Source organism: Chloroflexota bacterium, assembly GCA_016235055.1.
Classification (GTDB): domain Bacteria; phylum Chloroflexota; class Anaerolineae; order JACRMK01; family JACRMK01; genus JACRMK01.
In genome coordinates this window covers 1-16,281 of record JACRMK010000102.1, presented here as the reverse complement: position 1 = coordinate 16,281, position 16,281 = coordinate 1, and the positions used below count along the sequence as shown (strand labels likewise).

Annotated in this window: 15 protein-coding genes and 1 pseudogene; 4 read left to right on the top strand and 12 right to left on the bottom strand. The window is 65.1% G+C overall.

The features are described from left to right. Positions 1 to 262: 262 nt before the first annotated feature. The 5 genes from HZB53_22810 to HZB53_22790 form a co-directional block, all read right to left on the bottom strand. Positions 263 to 841 carry a response regulator gene (locus HZB53_22810; protein ID MBI5880492.1) on the bottom strand — a complete coding sequence of 193 codons (579 nt, stop codon included), beginning with the start codon at positions 839 to 841 and terminating at the stop codon, positions 263 to 265. 25 nt (positions 842 to 866) lie between these two features. Next, positions 867 to 1,772: a sensor histidine kinase gene (locus HZB53_22805; GenBank protein MBI5880491.1), complete on the bottom strand. Its 906-nt coding sequence runs from the start codon at positions 1,770 to 1,772 to the stop codon at positions 867 to 869. An 8-nt stretch (positions 1,773 to 1,780) separates the two neighbouring features. Beyond that, on the bottom strand, positions 1,781 to 2,716 hold the full coding sequence (locus HZB53_22800) for a zinc ribbon domain-containing protein (protein ID MBI5880490.1): 936 nt from the start codon (positions 2,714 to 2,716) through the stop codon (positions 1,781 to 1,783). 75 nt (positions 2,717 to 2,791) lie between these two features. Further along, positions 2,792 to 3,442, bottom strand: coding sequence for a response regulator transcription factor (locus HZB53_22795; protein ID MBI5880489.1), 651 nt, complete (start codon positions 3,440 to 3,442; stop codon positions 2,792 to 2,794). A gap of 596 nt (positions 3,443 to 4,038) precedes the next feature. Continuing rightward, positions 4,039 to 4,866, bottom strand: coding sequence for an SUMF1/EgtB/PvdO family nonheme iron enzyme (locus HZB53_22790; GenBank protein ID MBI5880488.1), 828 nt, complete (start codon positions 4,864 to 4,866; stop codon positions 4,039 to 4,041). 227 nt (positions 4,867 to 5,093) lie between these two features. Between HZB53_22790 and thiL the strand changes: the two genes are divergently transcribed. Beyond that, positions 5,094 to 6,104, top strand: a complete 1,011-nt coding sequence (gene thiL / locus HZB53_22785) for a thiamine-phosphate kinase (protein ID MBI5880487.1) — start codon at positions 5,094 to 5,096, stop codon at positions 6,102 to 6,104. A gap of 114 nt (positions 6,105 to 6,218) precedes the next feature. On the opposite strand, the gene HZB53_22780 is transcribed toward thiL, so the two are convergent. The 5 genes and pseudogenes from HZB53_22780 to HZB53_22760 form a co-directional block, all read right to left on the bottom strand. Next, positions 6,219 to 7,187: a rhodanese-like domain-containing protein gene (locus HZB53_22780; protein ID MBI5880486.1), complete on the bottom strand. Its 969-nt coding sequence runs from the start codon at positions 7,185 to 7,187 to the stop codon at positions 6,219 to 6,221. A 112-nt stretch (positions 7,188 to 7,299) separates the two neighbouring features. After that, positions 7,300 to 7,986 carry a cytochrome b/b6 domain-containing protein gene (locus tag HZB53_22775; protein ID MBI5880485.1) on the bottom strand — a complete coding sequence of 229 codons (687 nt, stop codon included), beginning with the start codon at positions 7,984 to 7,986 and terminating at the stop codon, positions 7,300 to 7,302. Beyond that, the gene (locus tag HZB53_22770; protein ID MBI5880484.1) at positions 7,964 to 8,728 is read right to left on the bottom strand and encodes a 4Fe-4S binding protein; all 765 of its coding nucleotides are present in this window, start codon (positions 8,726 to 8,728) and stop codon (positions 7,964 to 7,966) included. The genes HZB53_22775 and HZB53_22770 overlap by 23 nt, the downstream gene beginning before the upstream one ends. Then, positions 8,725 to 10,992: pseudogene (locus tag HZB53_22765) on the bottom strand (molybdopterin-dependent oxidoreductase). Before HZB53_22765 ends, HZB53_22770 begins: the two are co-directional and overlap by 4 nt. Before the next feature lie 60 nt (positions 10,993 to 11,052). After that, positions 11,053 to 11,505 carry a response regulator transcription factor gene (locus HZB53_22760; GenBank protein ID MBI5880483.1) on the bottom strand — a complete coding sequence of 151 codons (453 nt, stop codon included), beginning with the start codon at positions 11,503 to 11,505 and terminating at the stop codon, positions 11,053 to 11,055. A 366-nt stretch (positions 11,506 to 11,871) separates the two neighbouring features. Here HZB53_22760 and HZB53_22755 point away from each other — a divergent pair, with 366 nt between their 5' ends. From HZB53_22755 to HZB53_22745, 3 genes are all read left to right on the top strand, one after another. Next, a complete protein-coding gene (locus HZB53_22755; protein MBI5880482.1) occupies positions 11,872 to 13,296 on the top strand; it encodes a hypothetical protein in 1,425 nt (474 codons plus the stop codon). Positions 13,297 to 13,464: 168 nt separating this feature from the next. Further along, the gene (locus HZB53_22750) at positions 13,465 to 13,776 is read left to right on the top strand and encodes a nucleotidyltransferase family protein (GenBank protein MBI5880481.1); all 312 of its coding nucleotides are present in this window, start codon (positions 13,465 to 13,467) and stop codon (positions 13,774 to 13,776) included. After that, on the top strand, positions 13,757 to 14,104 hold the full coding sequence (locus tag HZB53_22745) for a DUF86 domain-containing protein (GenBank protein MBI5880480.1): 348 nt from the start codon (positions 13,757 to 13,759) through the stop codon (positions 14,102 to 14,104). The genes HZB53_22750 and HZB53_22745 overlap by 20 nt, the downstream gene beginning before the upstream one ends. Positions 14,105 to 14,111: 7 nt before the next feature. Here HZB53_22745 and HZB53_22740 read toward each other — a convergent pair whose 3' ends face one another. Further along, the gene (locus HZB53_22740; protein MBI5880479.1) at positions 14,112 to 14,786 is read right to left on the bottom strand and encodes a response regulator transcription factor; all 675 of its coding nucleotides are present in this window, start codon (positions 14,784 to 14,786) and stop codon (positions 14,112 to 14,114) included. Next, positions 14,783 to 15,865, bottom strand: coding sequence for an ATP-binding protein (locus HZB53_22735; protein MBI5880478.1), 1,083 nt, complete (start codon positions 15,863 to 15,865; stop codon positions 14,783 to 14,785). Before HZB53_22735 ends, HZB53_22740 begins: the two co-directional genes overlap by 4 nt. Between the last annotated feature and the right edge of the window lie 416 nt (positions 15,866 to 16,281).

Below are 16,281 nucleotides of genomic sequence, written 5' to 3'. Positions count from 1 at the left end.
TGCGACGAACTCTTCGCGTTGGGACATGATGGAGACCTCGGTCCATGGCATGTGACACCTCCTGAATGAGGGTCATCATACCGTATGTGAGTGTCAACCATGTCCCCGAACACCTGTCAACCATGTCCCCGGTCTATACAGCTTCGTCTCGACCGGGGCATCTATCCGGCTTCACGCAGCGAATGTCTCATGGACGCGCCATGCTCGTCCATGCGGACACGTTCAGCCGGGCACCGTCTCAGTCCGTAAAGTGCTCGCGCATCTACAGCATCTCGTCCGCGGTCACGATCGCCTTCGCGATCTCGGCCAGCTTCTTGTTCTCGTCCTGGCTGCGCTTTTGCAGGCGCTTGAACGCCTCTTCCTCGCTCAACTTCAGCCGGCGCATCAGGACGCCCTTGGCCCGTTCCACCAATTTGCGCGTCTCCAGCGACTCGCGCAGGTCGTCCACTTCCTTGTGCAGCATCTGGAACTCGCGGAAGCGCGACATCGCCAGCGCGATCGCCGGCAGCAGGTCGTTCTGGGACACCGGCTTCATCAGATACGCCGAGACGTGCGCGTCGCTGGCGCGCTCGGCCAGATCGCGCTCACTGTACGCCGAGAGCAGGATGATCGGCAGCGGGTGCTCTTCCATCATCGCCCGGGCCGCTTCGATGCCGTCCATCTCCGGCATCCGGATGTCCAGGATCGCCAGGTCGGGCTTCAATTCGCGCGCCAATTCCACCGCCTCGCGGCCGTTGCCGGCCTCGGCGATCGTCTTGTGCCCCATCGCCTGCAGGTGCGCCTGCAGGCTCATCAGGTGCAGGCTTTCGTCGTCGGCAATCAAAACGCGCAATGCATTCATCGTCGTCTCCAGAAAGTTGCGCGCGTCAGGCGCGCGGCAGGTCGGCCAGTACCGGGATGCTGAAGTCCACGCACGCGCCGCCGTCTTCCGTTATGCTGATTGTGCCGCGCATGTCTTTTTCAATCAGGTTTCGCACGATCTTCAGGCCCAGTCCCGTGCCCGCTCGCAGGTCAAAACCGGGCGGCAGGCCGGCGCCGTTGTCGCGCACCTGCACCGACAGCGCGCCGGCGCCCTGCTCCAGCCAGATCTCGATCAGGCCATCAGCGCGCCCGGCCAGGCCGTGCTCCATCGCATTGCTGACCAGTTCGTTGATCACCAGCGCGAACGACGTGGCGGCCTTCGAGGGCAGGTAGATCGCCGGGCCGTCTACTGTGAGCGTGGCCGACTGACCGGGCCGCGTCATCGCGCTGCGCGCACTCTCGCCCACCCGGCGCGCCAGCTCGGTCACTTCCACCGCGCCGACCCACTCCAGCGACAGCAGTTCGTGCGCCGCTGCGATGCTCTTGATGCGCGCGACCGAGTCGCGCAGGCTTTCGGTGGGCGGACGGGCGTCGGTGCGCGCCATCTCCAGCGTCAACAGGTCGGCCACAGTTTGCAGGTTGTTCTTGATGCGGTGATGCATCTCCATCATCATTCGGCTGCGCGTGTCCGCCTCGCCCTCGGCCGCCTCGCGCGCCTTGATCTCGCGGCCAATCCAGTTCAGTGTCAACCAGAGCGCGGCCGGCCCGGTGATTCCGAAGACGACCAGCTCCACCGCCAGCAGCGACGGGTGGGCCTCGTCCGGGAAGATCAGGTGCCGTGTCAACTCATAGATCATCACCACGACCAGCAGCAGGAACGGTAGCAACTGCTGGAGCAGGTAGATGCGGTGCGACAGCGGCGAGACCGGCTCGAGATCGCTCGCGGCGGTCGCGGGCGTTTGCGAAGGCATCAACAGCGTCACGCGCGGCGCTTGGTGCCGCAAGCCGGGCAGTACATGTCGTCCTCGTCCAGCCCATTGCCGCACTTCGTGCAGAAGTACGACGCGGCCGGGGCCGGGCGTCCTTTGCGGCGCGGGCGCGGTCCGGCGTGTGCCGGCTGCAGGGCGGCGCCCTGGCGCGAGCGCCACGCGAAGAACGCCAGCGCGGCCAGCGCCAGTGCGGCCGCGCCAAGCGCCACGGGCAGGTACGTTGTCCAATCGGCGCTGCTGCTTGCGCTGCCTGACGGCGCCGGGGCGCCGGGGGTGGTGGCGGGCAGCGTCTGCGCCACGTTTTCGATGGACGGCTTCGGGTCCGTCTTGGTGTATTGCACGCTCACCTTGAACGTCTGCTCGGCCGTCATCGATGGAAAAGCGAAGTTGTGGTTCTTGAAGCCGTGGTTTGAGGCGGCCTGGCTGGCGGCCGCCGGCTCGGTCGTGAAGTTCTCGGCCTTGAGCGGCTGCTGGATCTGCAGGTTCACCGCGCCAGTCGGCTGCGCGGCTTTGTACGCGAAGTCAAACTTCTTGTCGGTGGTCTTCGGCAGCGGGTCGTAGTAGTACTCGATGTGAAAGCGGCTCCGGGGCAGTTTCACGTTTACGCGCGCGAAGCCATCGACGGGGGCGTCCAGCGTGGCTGGATCGGTGTTGATCAAGTCGCCTTTGTCATCGGCATAGGCGGTGGCCAGGTTCGCTGCGCCGGCCGGCACGTAGAAGTACACATCGCGGGGGAAAGCGGTCGCGTCGGTGAACTCGCCTTCGTACAGCACCAGCACGCGGGGGTCGTCGTACTCCGGCCAGACCATGACCGTGAGCGACTTGAGACTGCCGTTGTCGGCGGCGCGCGCCACGCCGGCGGATGCGCCCGCCAGCCACACCACGGCCATCACGGCCAGCCCAATCATCGTCAATTTGGACTTCATTGTTCATCCCTCCATGAGATGGCTCCGGCCGGGGGCCGGCATTGGCCGCCCGGCGCATGCACAGCGGCGCGCCGTCTATGGCGGCCGCGGATGCAGGATGCCGGATTGCACCGCAAATGCCGCCGCCTGCGCGCGGTTGTGCATGTGCAGTTTCTGCAAGATGTTCTTCAGGTAATACTTGATCGTGTTTTCGCTCAACGCCATCCGCTCGGCGATGTCGCGGTTGGTCAGTCCCTCGGCGACATGTTCGAGCACCAGTATTTCGCGCGCGGTCAGCGGCTCGTCGTCGCGCTGCGCCCGCCCATCGCGGCGGTTGGTTGCGAACTCGCCCAGGATGCGGCGCGCAAGGCTGCCCGAGATCGGCTCCTCGCCGCGCGCGACGCCGGTCAGCATCTGAAAGAACGATTCGGTCTCCGTGCTCTTCAGCACGTAGCCGCGTGCGCCGGCCTTGATCGCCTCGAAAAGCGCGTCGTCGTTGTCGGATACGGTCAGCATGACCACGCGGGCTTCGGGATTTTCGGCGGTGATCAGGCGTGTGGCCTGCAGGCCGTCCATCTCCGGCATGGCGATATCCATCAGGATCAGGTCCGGCCGCAGCGCGCGCGCCAACTCGACGGCCTGCACACCGTTGGCCGCTGCGCCGGCCACATCATAGCCGCGCAACTTCAGCAGCGATGCCAACCCGTCGCGAACCAGCGGATGATCGTCGACCACCAGCACGCGCATGCCCGTACGCTCCGATCTCGAATCGCAGCCGTGTCTACCTGACAGGGCACACCCATTCTAGCAGTGGCATCGACCGTTTGTAATGTGGCAATTGTCCCTTCTCATGCGGGACAAATCGACCGGCGCAAACCCGCCGGCAGAGACTACCCGGTTGGCCGATGACACTAAACCCGGTTAGGTGTATATTGATATCAGCCCCGAGACAACGCAGCAGGTCATGCCTGGGGACGATAGTTGAACGCAAACCCGAAACCGGCCAACGGGGGACCTTCCGAGACGTTGGCAAGCGAAACCGTGAACGAGCAGAAGGGTTAGGCAACCAGAAGCTCGCAAACCGTCCAATTTGACCCCCAGCGGACACACTGGGTCAGAGGCAACGGCAAACCGGTTCAGGGTATCTGGGCGAAAGCCACAGGTGAGTAAGCTATCCGAAACAGGCTGATGCAGGATAAGTTGCTCGGGGCTGGGCTTTGTATCCGGACCCGCCCCCCATGCAGGGTCGACGTGGCACGCATTGCTGCAGCGGATTGATGCGGCTCCGCCGATAAACAGGCCCCGTGCTTGACTGTACAAGCGCGGGGCTTTTCTATTGCCGGTTAGCCGGTGACGACGCGAAACCCGCTGTCGTTCAGCACCGCATGCCGTGGCTCGGCGTGCCGGAAGGCGCACCGCGCGAACATGCCGTATTGCATCCATGAGCCGCCGCGCAGCGAGTCATTGGCGCGCTCGTTCTGCGCATCCGTCCATTCCCACACGTTGCCGGCCATGTCCAGCGCGCCGCAGTCGCTCGCGCCGCCCGCGAATGCGCCGACCGGCGTTGTGCTGCGCAACCCGCATTCGTGGACGTTGGCGCGTGCCGGGTCGAACACGTCGCCCCACGGATAGGCGCGGCCATCGGTGCCGCGCGCGGCGCGCTCCCATTCGCCCTCGCCCGGCAGGCGGTGTCGGATACCGGTCTGCGCCGTGCGCCAGGCGCAGTAGGCCTGCGCGTCATGCCACGACACGAACACGACCGGGTGATTGGCGATGCCGGGCGCGAAGCGGCCGGTCGCTGCGTCCCAGTGTACCGGCGCCGGACGGCCGGTCGCGGCGACGAAGCGCGCGTACTGCAAATTGGTGACCGGGTAGCGGCCGATGCGGTATGCAGCGGCGATCGTGTGCATCTCGCCCGGGTCGCCGGCGATGAACGGGCCGGCCGGCACTTCAATCAGCGCATCGAGGTCGCGCGGATCGCCGAGCCACGCCAGTGCGCGCCCGGCCGCAATGCGCAGCGCCAGCGGCTCCGCGCCCTCCAACAGGCCGGCCAGCCGCGCAGCCAGCGCGACCGCTTCGGCGCTCCCCGGCGCAATCTGCGCCACGGTCGCACTGATCCGCGCGTCGTCGCCGCTCAGCAGCGCGGTCCATACAGTTGCGTCGATATTCATGCCAGCGATTGTGCCACGGCCGACATAAAATCACAATCCGCGAATAACACGAATCCTCACGAATCGAAAACAAACGTCGTTATCCGCGAATAACGCGAATTGACGCCAATAATTCTTGCCGGCTATGCGATGGCCCCGCTTGCCATTCGCGCCGATTCGCGTTATTCGCGGATAACTCCGGCTTGGGAGTTGGGATTTTGTGTTCGCTTCATGCTATACTCGCCTCCATGAAGATCTCCGATATTGGCGAATTCAAACTGATCGAGCGCATCCGTGCGAAGTTGCCGCCCGCGCCGGCCGGCGTCGTCACCGGGCTGGGCGACGACACCGCCGTCATGCGTCCGTCCGCCGGCGCCTACCTGCTGGCGACCTGCGACGCGCAGGTCGAAGGGCGCCACTTCCGTCGCGAGTGGTCGACGCCGTACCAGATCGGGCGCAAGGCGCTGGCCGTCAACCTGAGCGACATCGCCGCGATGGGCGGCGCGCCGCGCTACGCGCTCGTTTCGCTCGGCCTGCCCAACGACCTCGACGTCGAGTTCGTGGATGAATTGTATCGCGGCATGGTCGACGAGGCATCGCAGTTTGACGCGCACATCGTCGGCGGCAACCTCTCCGGCGCGACCGAAATCGTCATCGACGTTACCCTGCTCGGCGAGTGCGATCCGCAGCAGATCGTCGGCCGTTCCGGCGCGCGCGAGGACGACGTCGTGCTGGTGACCGGCAACCTCGGCGCGGCCTGCTGCGGCACCGACCTGCTGGCGACCAGCCGCGACGTACCGGTGCAGCCGGCCGCACGCGATTTCTGCCTGCGCGCTGCGCAGACGCCGACGCCGCGCGTGCGCGAGGGCCGCCTGATCGCGCAGAGCGGGCTGGCTCATGCCATGATCGACGTGTCCGACGGGTTGGCCGCCGACCTGGGCCACATCTGCGACGAGAGCCGCGTCAGCGTGCGCCTCTTCGCGGAGCCGCTGCCGATCGCCAGCGAGACGGTCGAGGTCGCGTTCGCCGTCGGGCGCGATCCGCTCGACCCGGCCCTGCACGGCGGCGAGGACTACGAACTGCTGGTCGTCGCGCCGCGCGCGGACGCGCCGCGCCTGATCGAGCTGGTGCAGTCGCAGACCGGCACGCCGCTGACCGTCATCGGCGACATCATCCCCGTCCAGGAAGCGCGCACCTTCATCCGCGGCAACGGACGCATGATCCCCCTGCATGCGCGCGGCTGGAACCACTTCAAGTAGGGTTCCGCGCAGGAACAGAGACCCCGCGCCATCTTGCGACGGCGCGGGGCGCTCAAGGAGGGAAGAGGGCGGCCTCCCCCGCATCGCAGGGGAGGTGTGACTGGTGTTACTGCTTCACATCGTCTTCACCGGCAGGTTCGCGCCCTTCCAGGCGTTGAAGCCGCCGGAGAGGCTCTTCACGTTCGTGTAGCCCATCAATTGCAGGGCCATCATCGCCATGCCGCCGCGGTGTCCGATGGCGCAGTAGATCACGATCGGCGCGCTCTTGTCCGTTGGCAGCTTGTCCAGGCTCTTGGCCAGTGTGCGGATCGGCACGTTGACGGCGCCTTCGATCGTGCCGTTGGTCGTCAGTTCCGACGCTTCGCGCACGTCAATCAGCGTGATCTTCGTCGCGGCCAGTTGGTCCTTCAGCGCCGCCGGAGCAACGGTGCTGAAGCCGTCGGGCAGGCCGCTCAGATACTTGTCCAGCGCGGCGAGCAGCGCGGCGTCCACTTCGGGCGTCTTCCCCATAGCGGTCGGAGCCGGCTCGGTCCCGGTCGCCACGGGCAGGTTCGCTGCTTTCCACGCATTCAAACCGCTGGCGAGACTCTTGACGTTCGTGTAGCCGAGCAGCTGCAGTGTTTCCATCGCCAGCGAGCCGCGATGCCCGCTCGCGCAATAGATCACGATCGCCTGATCCTTCGCCGGCAATTTATCCAGGTTCTTGGTCAGCGTGCGGATGGGGATCAGGACGCCGCCATCAATGTACCCGTTGGCCGCAACTTCCGACGCCTCGCGCACGTCAAGCAGGAACGGCTTGGCGGCCGCCATCTGGTCTTTGAGCGCAGCGGGTGCGATGGTTCCAAAGCCGTCGGGTATGTTGCCGATATACTTGGCCAGCACGGCGTTCAGGTCGAGCGCAGCGGCGGGCGGCGTGGTCGGTTTCGGGGGCACAGCCGTAGGCGCTGGCGGCATGGGGGTGGCCGTTGGCGCCGGGGGTACCGGGGTTGGGGCGGGCGTTGCGGCGGCGCCGCAGGCAGACAGCAGTCCGCCCAGCAAGAGGAGCAAGCTGATCAGCATCACAATACGGGTGTTACTCTTCACAGACAACCTCCTTAAGGTTGAGTAGAGATTCGATCCCTGTGTTATTCAAGGCGTCTATCCGTCGCACCCTGGTGCGGACTGAATACGGGGCGCGAAGCAAGCGCCGTTCTGTTCACTCTTTGGTCTTGTTGTCGTCCGTCTCCGCGGGTGCGCCCACAACCCACGGCGCCTGTCGCGGCAGTGTTGCCAGCCACTTGGCGTGTTCAAGCTGCGCCGACGATTCCGAGATATAGCCATTCGTCATGGCCGACAGCGCATCGTACACAAACGTGAAGTACAGATGGCCAACCAGCAGGATGGTCAGCGCCAGCATGGAGAGGTCGTGCACGATCGCAATCAGCGCGAGCATGTCCGCTCCCAGCCGCCCCTTGAAATACCACAACGCCACGCCGGACACCGCCACGCTTAGATAACCCAGGATCGTGCCGGCGTGATGCGCCTTTTGCCCGGCATTCAGCCGCCCTTGCGGCGGCATCTGCCGCACATGCCCGAAGAAATAACCGAGCGCGTGCGTGAGCCAATTCCAGTCATCGCGGTCATAGCTGAACGACTCGACGATCAGTTCCTTGAACTCCCTGCCGTCAAAAATCGCATACAGGAAGGGCCACGTCACAAACAGCACGGCGCCGATCAGGTGCAGTTGCCGCGAGATGCCTCCGGCGGCCAGGAATGACAGCGGCGACCACAGCAACACCAGCCCGGTCAGCAGCAGCATCAGGAATCCGCTGGCGCCCACCCAGTGCAGCTTTCGCTGAACCGGGCGGTAGCGCATCACCTTACGCATGGTCCGGGTGCTCATGCGGCGCCTCCTCTTCAGCTTTCAGTAGTGCCTCCTCGCGGTTGTGCTCGCGCCGGGCGACGATGAACGACAGCGCCGTTACGCCGATGGCGGCGCCGAGCGCGCCGATGCTGACCGGCTGCACCACGTTCTGCCATGCGCCGAGCGCCAGTGACGGCTGTGGGTTCTCCGGCAGGCCGAGCGCGGCGGGCGCATCCGGCAGGATCAGGATCATGCCCAGGCCGCCGAACGGCTCCTCGCCGTAAACTTGCGCGTTGGGCCGCTTGGGCTTGATCGCCGCCACACGCGCGTGCGCGTCGGCCAGCAGCTTCTCGCGTTCGCCAAACTTGATCGCCTGACTGGGGCAGGTCTGCACGCACCACGGCGGCAGCCCGTCTTTGACGAGGTCGAGGCAGGCCGTGCATTTGGAGACGCGGTTGTCCACGACGTGCGGCACGTCGAACGGGCAGGCGTCCACACAGTAGCCGCAGGCGCTGCACTTGTCGGCGTCCACAGCGGTCATGCCGTCCTGCTTGTACAGGGCGCCGGTCGGACAGACGTTCACGCACGCCGCATCAAAACAGTGGAAGCAGCGCTGGTGCACGAATGTTCCGGTCAGGTTGGGGAACGTTCCGCGCACCACGTCGCGGATCTGGATGTAGTTCCCGCCAAGCGGGCGCTCGTTGCCCGTCTTGCAGGCCACCACGCACGCCTGGCAGCCGATGCAACGCTCCAGATCAATGGACAGGGCGTAGCGGCTCATGGCGTCGCCTCCTCCCTGACCAGCCGCACGAAATTCACGCGCATGCCGGCGCCGCCCGAGATCGGGTCAAGCACGTAGCGTGTCTGAAGTGCGGCGTCGCTGGCGCCGCGCCCATGCGCCAGCTTCATGCCGGGCGTGTTGTGCCCGAAGCCGTGCACCATATACACCGAGTCCGGGCGGATGCGCTGTGTGATCTTGACGCGCACTCGATTGCTGGTGACGTCGTTCTGGTTTGTCAACCGCACGTAGTCGCCGTCCTTCAGGTTGAGCTTTTCGGCCGCGGTCGTGCTGATCCAGACCTCGTTCTCCGGGTACAATTCGTTCAGGTGCGGCGTATTCTGCGTGCGGCTGAACGTGTGCACCGGGCTGCGGCCGTACAGCAGGCGGAACATGCCGGCGGGCGGCTCGGCGACCGGCTCGTACTTCGGCAGCGGGTCGTGCCCGGCCTTTGCCAGTGCGTCAGAGTACAGCTCGATCTTGCCGCTGGCGGTGGCGAATGGCGTCGCTTTCTCTGCCTCGAAGTCGGCAAGGTACGGCTTGCCCTTCTGAATGGCCACGCCGCCCTGGTCGTGCAGTTTCTGCACGCTCAAGCCGAGCGAGTTGAGACGCGTGTTCAGGTACTCCTCGGCCGTCTTCCACGCGAAATACTCTTCCAGCCCAAGCCGGATGCCGAGTTCGCGCACCATCCACCACGCCGGCTTCGCCTGGCCGGGCGGCTCGACGGCCGGCTCACGCAACGCGATGTACGGCGTCTTGTGCCCGCATGCCCAGAGCTCGTCGTAGCGCTCGAGGTACGTCGCCTCGGGGAAGACGACGTCGGCCCACGCGATGTGGTCCTGCGGCAGGATATCCACCGCCAGGCAGAAGTCGAGGTGCTTGAGCGCCTCGCGCGTGCGCGCCGGGTTCGGCAGCGTGTGCATCAGGTTCGTGCCGTACGCCACGAGCCCTTTGATCGGGTACGGCTTGCCGCTGATCATCGGTTCGAGCAGCTCCTGCATGGCGGTGCCGCCGCGCAGGAACTTCTCGCGCACGCCGTCGGCGCGCGTTTTGCCGCTGGGTCCGGGAGGCAGACCTGCCTCCTCGCCTGGTGTGCTACTTCAGCCACCCGCGCCGCCGGCAGCTTGCCACGGCGGGTGCGGGATCTCGTCAATAAACGGGCTCTTGTTGAAGTAAAGGCCGCCCGGCCGCCCGACCGCGCCGAGCAACGCATTGACGATGTAGACCGCGCGCATGCGCTGCGTGTCGTTGCCGTACCAGACGACGTGCCGCCCCGGCACGATGACCGACTGCGGGCGGTTCTGACCCATCGCGCGCGCCGAGGCGCGGATGCGCTCGGCGGGCAGGTCGGTGAGCGGCGCAGCCCACTCCGGCGTGAATGGCTTGACGTGCGCCGCCAGTTGCTCGAAGCCGACCGTCCACTTCGCCACGTACTCGGCGTCGTACAGCTTCTCCGCGATCAGCACATTCGCCCAGGCCAACAGCAGCGCGGTGTCGGCGCCCGGCTTGACCGGCAGCCAGTCGTCGGCCTTCATCGCCGCCGACGAGAAGCGCGGGTCGACCACGATGATGTGCGCGCCGCGCGCGTTCGCGTTCGCGAAGTCTTGCATCATCGTGTTGCGCGCGTCCTCGCCGATGTGCGTGCCGATCAGCACGATGCACTTTGCCTGGTCCCAGTCGACCGGCTCATGGTTGCCCATCGTGCGCCCGTAGGTGATCGTCGACGCTTCCTCGCGCGGCGCGGTGCAGAGCGTCACTGACGGTTTGGCGTTGTTCGGCGAACCCCACGCCTGCGCCAGGTAGTCCGTGAACCAGAAGTCGCCGGAGGTGTGGCCCATGAATGCGATCGACTCCGGCCCGTACTTGTCTTTGATCTTCAGCATCTGCTGGGCCGTATAGTTCAGCGCCTCGTCCCACGAAGCCGGGCGGAACGCGCCCTCGCCGCGCGCGCCGGTGCGGATCAGCGGCGTGGTCAGGCGGTCGGGATCGGTGTTGTACGACACGCCGCCTTGCCCGCGCGCGCACAGCATGCCGCGGCTCTTCGGGTCGGCCGGATTGCCGTCGATCTTGACTACGCGGCCGTTCACGCTCTTGACGATGATGCCGCAGCGCCATGGGCAGATGTCGCAGTAGTTGTAGGTCGTCTTGACCGCGCCGCTCTTGTGCCATGGCAGCTTCGCCGCCAGGCCGCGCACGCCGTTCAGCGCCGGCGCGATGCCCTGTTTCGCCAGCGCCAGCCAGCCCAGCGTGAACAGCGACGACTGCATGAACTGCCGACGTGTAATCTTGGGTTGGTCACTCATAAAGTAGTCTCTAGTTGTCAGCGACTAGTTGCCGGTTGCCATGGACGCGATTACGCGCCGCTCGCGCTCCATCGCCCGCGACATCAGGCAGAGCGCGCTGGACAGCCATTCCGCGTCGAGGTTCTCGGTCGGGATGCTGCTGCACACGCCCGCCTCCCACAGCGCATGGCGGTACTGGCGCAGCTTCAACGGCAGCAGCACGATCACGCGCAGACGCGGGTTGGTGTCCAGCAGTTCGCGTACGGCGTCCGGCGTCTCCGCCTCCGCCAGCGTCCAGTCGAGCAGGACGAGATCGTCCACGTTCGCGCGCGCGCGCCGCATCAGATCGTGCCGCGACCCGGCGCGGCTCGCTTCGACCTGGATCGGCACCAGTTGCAGGCACGCCTGCAAGAGCGAGTCCATCAGGTTGTGCGTCTCGGCATCCGGCGCCGCGACGACCAGGCGAAGAGGCACAACGGCCGCGCAAGTGGCATTCATTTCAGCATCCTGCAACAGCCTACCACGACCGCGCGGCGACGGGTATCAGGGGAAATACGTCAGTTGGGAGGGGAAAAAGCCTGACAGCGGGGGGTCAGGGCGATTCAAAAGTCGCTTGACAAACTGAGTGGGCGTGCCCTGAGCCTGTCGAAGGGCACGGAAATGGGCGCACGCTGAACCTGTCACCGCCAGGCTCAGCGTGTGGCTTGTCGGATTATGGCGATGCACTATGACTCTTGAATGGCCCTGACAGGGAGTGGGCTCTGATGTATTCAGGACTGAAATTGTGCTAACATACGTTTGGAACTTACTCTTTATTCGTCAGATGAGGCTTCTGCCATGCGGCGCCAAATGATTACGAGAAACTTGAGGCAGCCAATCTTGCTTGTGACTCGACAGCGACTATTCGATATTGTACGTGTTTCGGCAATACTCTGCCTCCTTGTTGCAGGCGCGGGCTGTGGTGGTGCCGATTGCGGCTGGGGCTCTCAAGTTAGCGCATGGGAAGATGTTAATGAAAACGGCGTCATCGATAGCGGCGAATTGCCTTTGTCGGACGTGAAAATCTTCTTTAACAGTGTCGGTTCACCCTCCGACTATCAGCGAGGGCCATTCGCCACTGATTCCAAGGGCGAGACGCGACTGTCTGAGTTCATGCCCGGTTGTCCTAGCCGCTCATTCGAAGTGTATCCCGAAGTGCCGGTCGGTTATCGATTGACCACGCCGGCTAGGCAAACGTCAAACGGCCCCGGTTTCCGCGACGCTCTTGCTTTCGGTTTTGCGTCCTTGCCCGGCTCTGGCGTCACGCCGGCGAAGCAAGCGGCTCTGACATGCACATCCCACAAGTTGCTCGATGCCGATGAAGATCAATTCCTGTTGGATGTGCAGGTCGGGCCGGATGGCTCGGTATGGGCCGCGCTGTTCGGGAAAGGGGCGGCACAGTATGTGCCCGAACAGAAACGGTGGCTCACCTATTCACAATCCGACGGGCTGGCTGGAAACGAAGTGCGCCGCATCACCATAACCACCGATGGCGCGGTCTGGTTCGCGACGACAACCGGCGCGTCCCGGTTCGACGGCAAGGCGTGGCTGTCGTTAACGACCGCAAACGGGTTGGTCAACGACAATGTGCGGAAAGTGGCGCAAGCGACAGACGGCTCGCTCTGGTTCTCTACCCGTGCCGGCGTATCGCAGTATATGCCCGCACAGAATCGCTGGCAGAACTTTACATCGCGCGACGGGCTGGCCTACGATTTTACAACCAACGTGGCGATTACCTCGGATGGCTCGGTCTGGTTTCCCTCGGTCGGCAAAGGCATCTCGCGGTTGATGCCGGGGCTGACTCCAACGTGGCGCATCTACACCCAGAACCCCACCGGTGAGCGACATCCCAAAGTCGACACGATTGATGACATCAAAGTCGATCGCGCGGGCGATCTCTGGATCGGCAGCATGGGTGGCGTCCTGCATTACAAACCCCATGCCGACCGGTGGACCAACATCTTCTTCCCCGCAACGTCCGTAGGCAGTTTTGCGAAAGCGGTGGCGGTAGCGGGCGATGGCTCGCTCTGGATTGGCACCGAAGCGTCCCCGCCGCAGTTGTATCATGTGACCGGGGTGGGCGTGAATGAGGAAAGACAGTGGGTGCGCTACGATTCGCGCGATGGCCTGCCCACATCGGCACTCGCTGGTGAGAGCCAGGATTTCATCCGGGCGCTTTCAATTGCGCCAGACGGTGCATTGTGGGTCGGGACGGCTGGGTACGCCACGCGCTGTGAGTTGCGCGAGTGACGATGCAGGCCGAGCATCCGTCCGGCCCTATTACCGCGCCATGCCCTCCGCGCCGGGCTCGTCGCTCAGTAGTCCGTGTGAGAGCGCGTACTGCACCAGCGCCGCGCGGCTGTGGTAATATACAGGCGGACAACTCTCTTCTAGGGGGTATGGGGGCATCAAGTTCCTATGCGGACACAGACTAAATCGAGCGTTCTGGCTCTCCTTACGGCGCATCAGGCGCAACTCCGCAGCGCCGGCGTGAAACGCATCGGCCTGTTCGGGTCGTTTGCGCGCGGTGAGCCGCGTGACGACAGCGACGTCGATCTGCTTGTCGAATTCGAGCCGGATCGCAAGACGTTCACCAATTTCATGCAGCTATGGTTCGACCTGCAGGATTTGCTGGGGCGTCCGGTAGAATTAGTCACTCCGGAATCGCTCAGCCCGTACATTGGCCCGCGAATTACTGCCGAGGTGGAGTATGTCCCGCTCGCCGCTTGATTACGTGCGACATATTCGGGACGAGGCGCTCTATCTGGCGGCGGCGAGTCGCGATTTGAGCAAGCCGCAGTTCCTGCACGATGAAACTCGGCGGCGAGCGTTTGTGCGCAGTCTTGAGGTGATGGGGGAAGCGGTCAAGCAGATTCCTGAAGAATATCGCCGCGCCCATCCTTCCATCCCGTGGCGTGCGATTGCCGGCATGCGCGACCTGTTGATTCATCATTACTTCGGCATTGATTACGAGATCGTATGGGATGCAGTGTCCCATGAGGTTCCGCTGCTTGCCAAACAGGTCGAGGAGTTACTTCGATCAGAGGAGCACGATTAGTAGTTCTTCAAGCCTCCTCCGCGCCCGGCTCGTCGCTCAATAGGCCGTGCGAGAGCGCGTACTGCACCAGCGCCGCGCGGCTGTCCAGGTTCAGCTTCTGCATGATGCGCGCGCGGTACGTCTCTACGCTCTTCGTGCCCAGCACCAGCTTCTCCGCCGTCTCGCTGGCCGTGAAGCCGAGCGCGATCAACTTGAGCACTTCGCGCTCGCGGTCGCTCAGCTTCTCGTAGTCGTCGGCGCCCGCGCCGTCGCGCAGCCGCGCCATATAGTCTTCCAGCACCAACCGCATCGCCGCCGGGTACAGGAACGCGCCGCCCTGTGCCACCGTGCGGATCGCCTCGACCAGTTCGGTGTCCACCGTCGACTTCAGCACGTAACCCGCCGCGCCGGCGCGCAGCACCGGGAACAGGTAGCGCTCGTGCGCGTGCACCGTCAGGATCAGCACCTGCGGGTGCCCGCCTTTGGCCTTGATGCGCCGTGTCGCCTCCAGCCCGTCCATCTCCGGCATCGAGATGTCCATCACGGCCACGTCGGGCTGCAGCTCCGCGCACAGCGTCACCGCCTGTGCCCCGTTGCTCGCCTCGCCGACCACTTCCATGTCCGGCTCGCCGTTCAGCAGCGCGCGCAATCCCACGCGCACCACCGGATGATCGTCGGTCAGCAGCACCCGGATCTTCTTCATGCCGCGCCCCCTCCCACGATCGGGGCGGGCGTCAGCGGCGTGCTTGCCATCAGGCGTGTGCCACCGCCCGGCCGCGACTCGATCGTCATCTCGCCGCCGATCAGCGCCAGCCGTTCCTTCATGCCGAGCAGGCCGAGCCCGCGCCCCGGCTGTGCCAGCATCGCGCCGACGTCGAAACCGCGCCCGTTATCCTCCACGACCAGCGATAGCCGGCCGCCCTCGCGCTTCAGCGCCAGCTTGATCTGGTTCGCCTGCGCGTGCCGCACCGCATTGGTCAGCCCTTCCTGCGCCACGCGGTAGAAGACCAGTTCCACCTCGCGGGGCAGGCGCGCCTCCGATCCGCTGATCTGCAGGGTCGCCCGCGCGCCGTGCAGCGCGTTCAGTTCGTCCACTCGCCAGGCCAGCGCGGCCCCCAGCCCCAGGTCGTCCAGGATCTTCGGACGCAGTTCCAACGCCACGCGCCGCACCTCGTCCAGCGCCTGCGCCGTCAACTGCCGCAGTTCCTGCAGGTGCGCCTGCGCCTCCGCCGGGTCGGCCGCCCGTTCCAGCAGGCGCAGCCGCACCAGCAGGGACGTCAGCGCCTGCGCCGTCTCGTCGTGCAGTTCGCGCGCCACGCGCTGGCGCTCGTCTTCCTGTGCCCGCAGGATCGCCGCCGAGAGCCGGCGCATCTGCCGGGCGTCCGCCTCCAGCGCGGAGATCATCTGGTTGAATGTACCGGCCAGTTGGTCGAAGCGCTCGTCGCTGACCGGTCCGGTGCTGACGGTCACCGCGCGCGTGCCGCGCCGCACCTGGTCCACCGCCGCCTGCAGCCGGTCGAGCGGCTGCAGCGCGATCTTGACCGTGAAGTAATTGGCGGCGAAGCTGATCAGCAATCCGGCCGCCGCAAAGATGGCGATCAACTCGTAGTGCACGTCATCCGGGAACATTTGCACGTGCAGGACGGTGATGACCGTGCCGGCCACCGCGCCGATCGCAATGATCAGCGAGTTCGCAATCAGGATCTTGTAGAGCGCGGGCATGTGCAGGGCGCGCGCCGCGAAAGATGGCTGCGCCGCCGGCATCGTTTCGTGAATCGCCATGTTGCTCATTATGCGGTATGCGGAAGGCCCGGTAACGGGTCAGTCGCCAGCGGTATGACGTGACAAACGACCTTACAACAGCGCTCGCCATACGGTCTGCCGACCCCCGCGCGCACCGTGCGTACGCGAGTGAAAGGGCCAATCCCCTCTCCTGCGCCGCCAGTGAGTGAGCCGGCCGCACCGCCCACCCCCGCCAATCACGCGGGGCGAGTCGCAGACGGGGTCGAACCCGGTTGCGGGAGAGGGTTAGGGAAGGGGCCTTTCGATCCTGGAAATGCCCGGGCAGATGCCAGCAATTCTCATTTTGGAGTCGGTCGCCAGTATGCCCCTCATCCCCTGGCCCCTTCTCCCCGCGCGCGCGGGGAGAAGGGGAAAAGCTAATGGGGAGGTGCGCGGCGGCGCAGCCGCCGCGCACC

Excerpts from the sequence above, each read along its gene's own strand:
- HZB53_22740 (MBI5880479.1), bottom strand. The coding sequence starts at position 14,786 with ATGAAGAAGATCCGGGTGCTGCTGACCGACGATCATCCGGTGGTGCGC.
- HZB53_22770 (MBI5880484.1), bottom strand. The coding sequence starts at position 8,728 with ATGAGCCGCTACGCCCTGTCCATTGATCTGGAGCGTTGCATCGGCTGC.
- HZB53_22775 (MBI5880485.1), bottom strand. The coding sequence starts at position 7,986 with ATGAGCACCCGGACCATGCGTAAGGTGATGCGCTACCGCCCGGTTCAG.
- HZB53_22810 (MBI5880492.1), bottom strand. The coding sequence starts at position 841 with ATGAATGCATTGCGCGTTTTGATTGCCGACGACGAAAGCCTGCACCTG.
- HZB53_22760 (MBI5880483.1), bottom strand. The coding sequence starts at position 11,505 with ATGAATGCCACTTGCGCGGCCGTTGTGCCTCTTCGCCTGGTCGTCGCG.
- HZB53_22795 (MBI5880489.1), bottom strand. The coding sequence starts at position 3,442 with ATGCGCGTGCTGGTGGTCGACGATCATCCGCTGGTTCGCGACGGGTTG.
- HZB53_22790 (MBI5880488.1), bottom strand. The coding sequence starts at position 4,866 with ATGAATATCGACGCAACTGTATGGACCGCGCTGCTGAGCGGCGACGAC.
- HZB53_22735 (MBI5880478.1), bottom strand. The coding sequence starts at position 15,865 with ATGGCGATTCACGAAACGATGCCGGCGGCGCAGCCATCTTTCGCGGCG.
- thiL (MBI5880487.1), top strand. The coding sequence starts at position 5,094 with ATGAAGATCTCCGATATTGGCGAATTCAAACTGATCGAGCGCATCCGT.
- HZB53_22800 (MBI5880490.1), bottom strand. The coding sequence starts at position 2,716 with ATGAAGTCCAAATTGACGATGATTGGGCTGGCCGTGATGGCCGTGGTG.
- HZB53_22750 (MBI5880481.1), top strand. The coding sequence starts at position 13,465 with ATGCGGACACAGACTAAATCGAGCGTTCTGGCTCTCCTTACGGCGCAT.
- HZB53_22745 (MBI5880480.1), top strand. The coding sequence starts at position 13,757 with ATGTCCCGCTCGCCGCTTGATTACGTGCGACATATTCGGGACGAGGCG.
- HZB53_22805 (MBI5880491.1), bottom strand. The coding sequence starts at position 1,772 with ATGCCTTCGCAAACGCCCGCGACCGCCGCGAGCGATCTCGAGCCGGTC.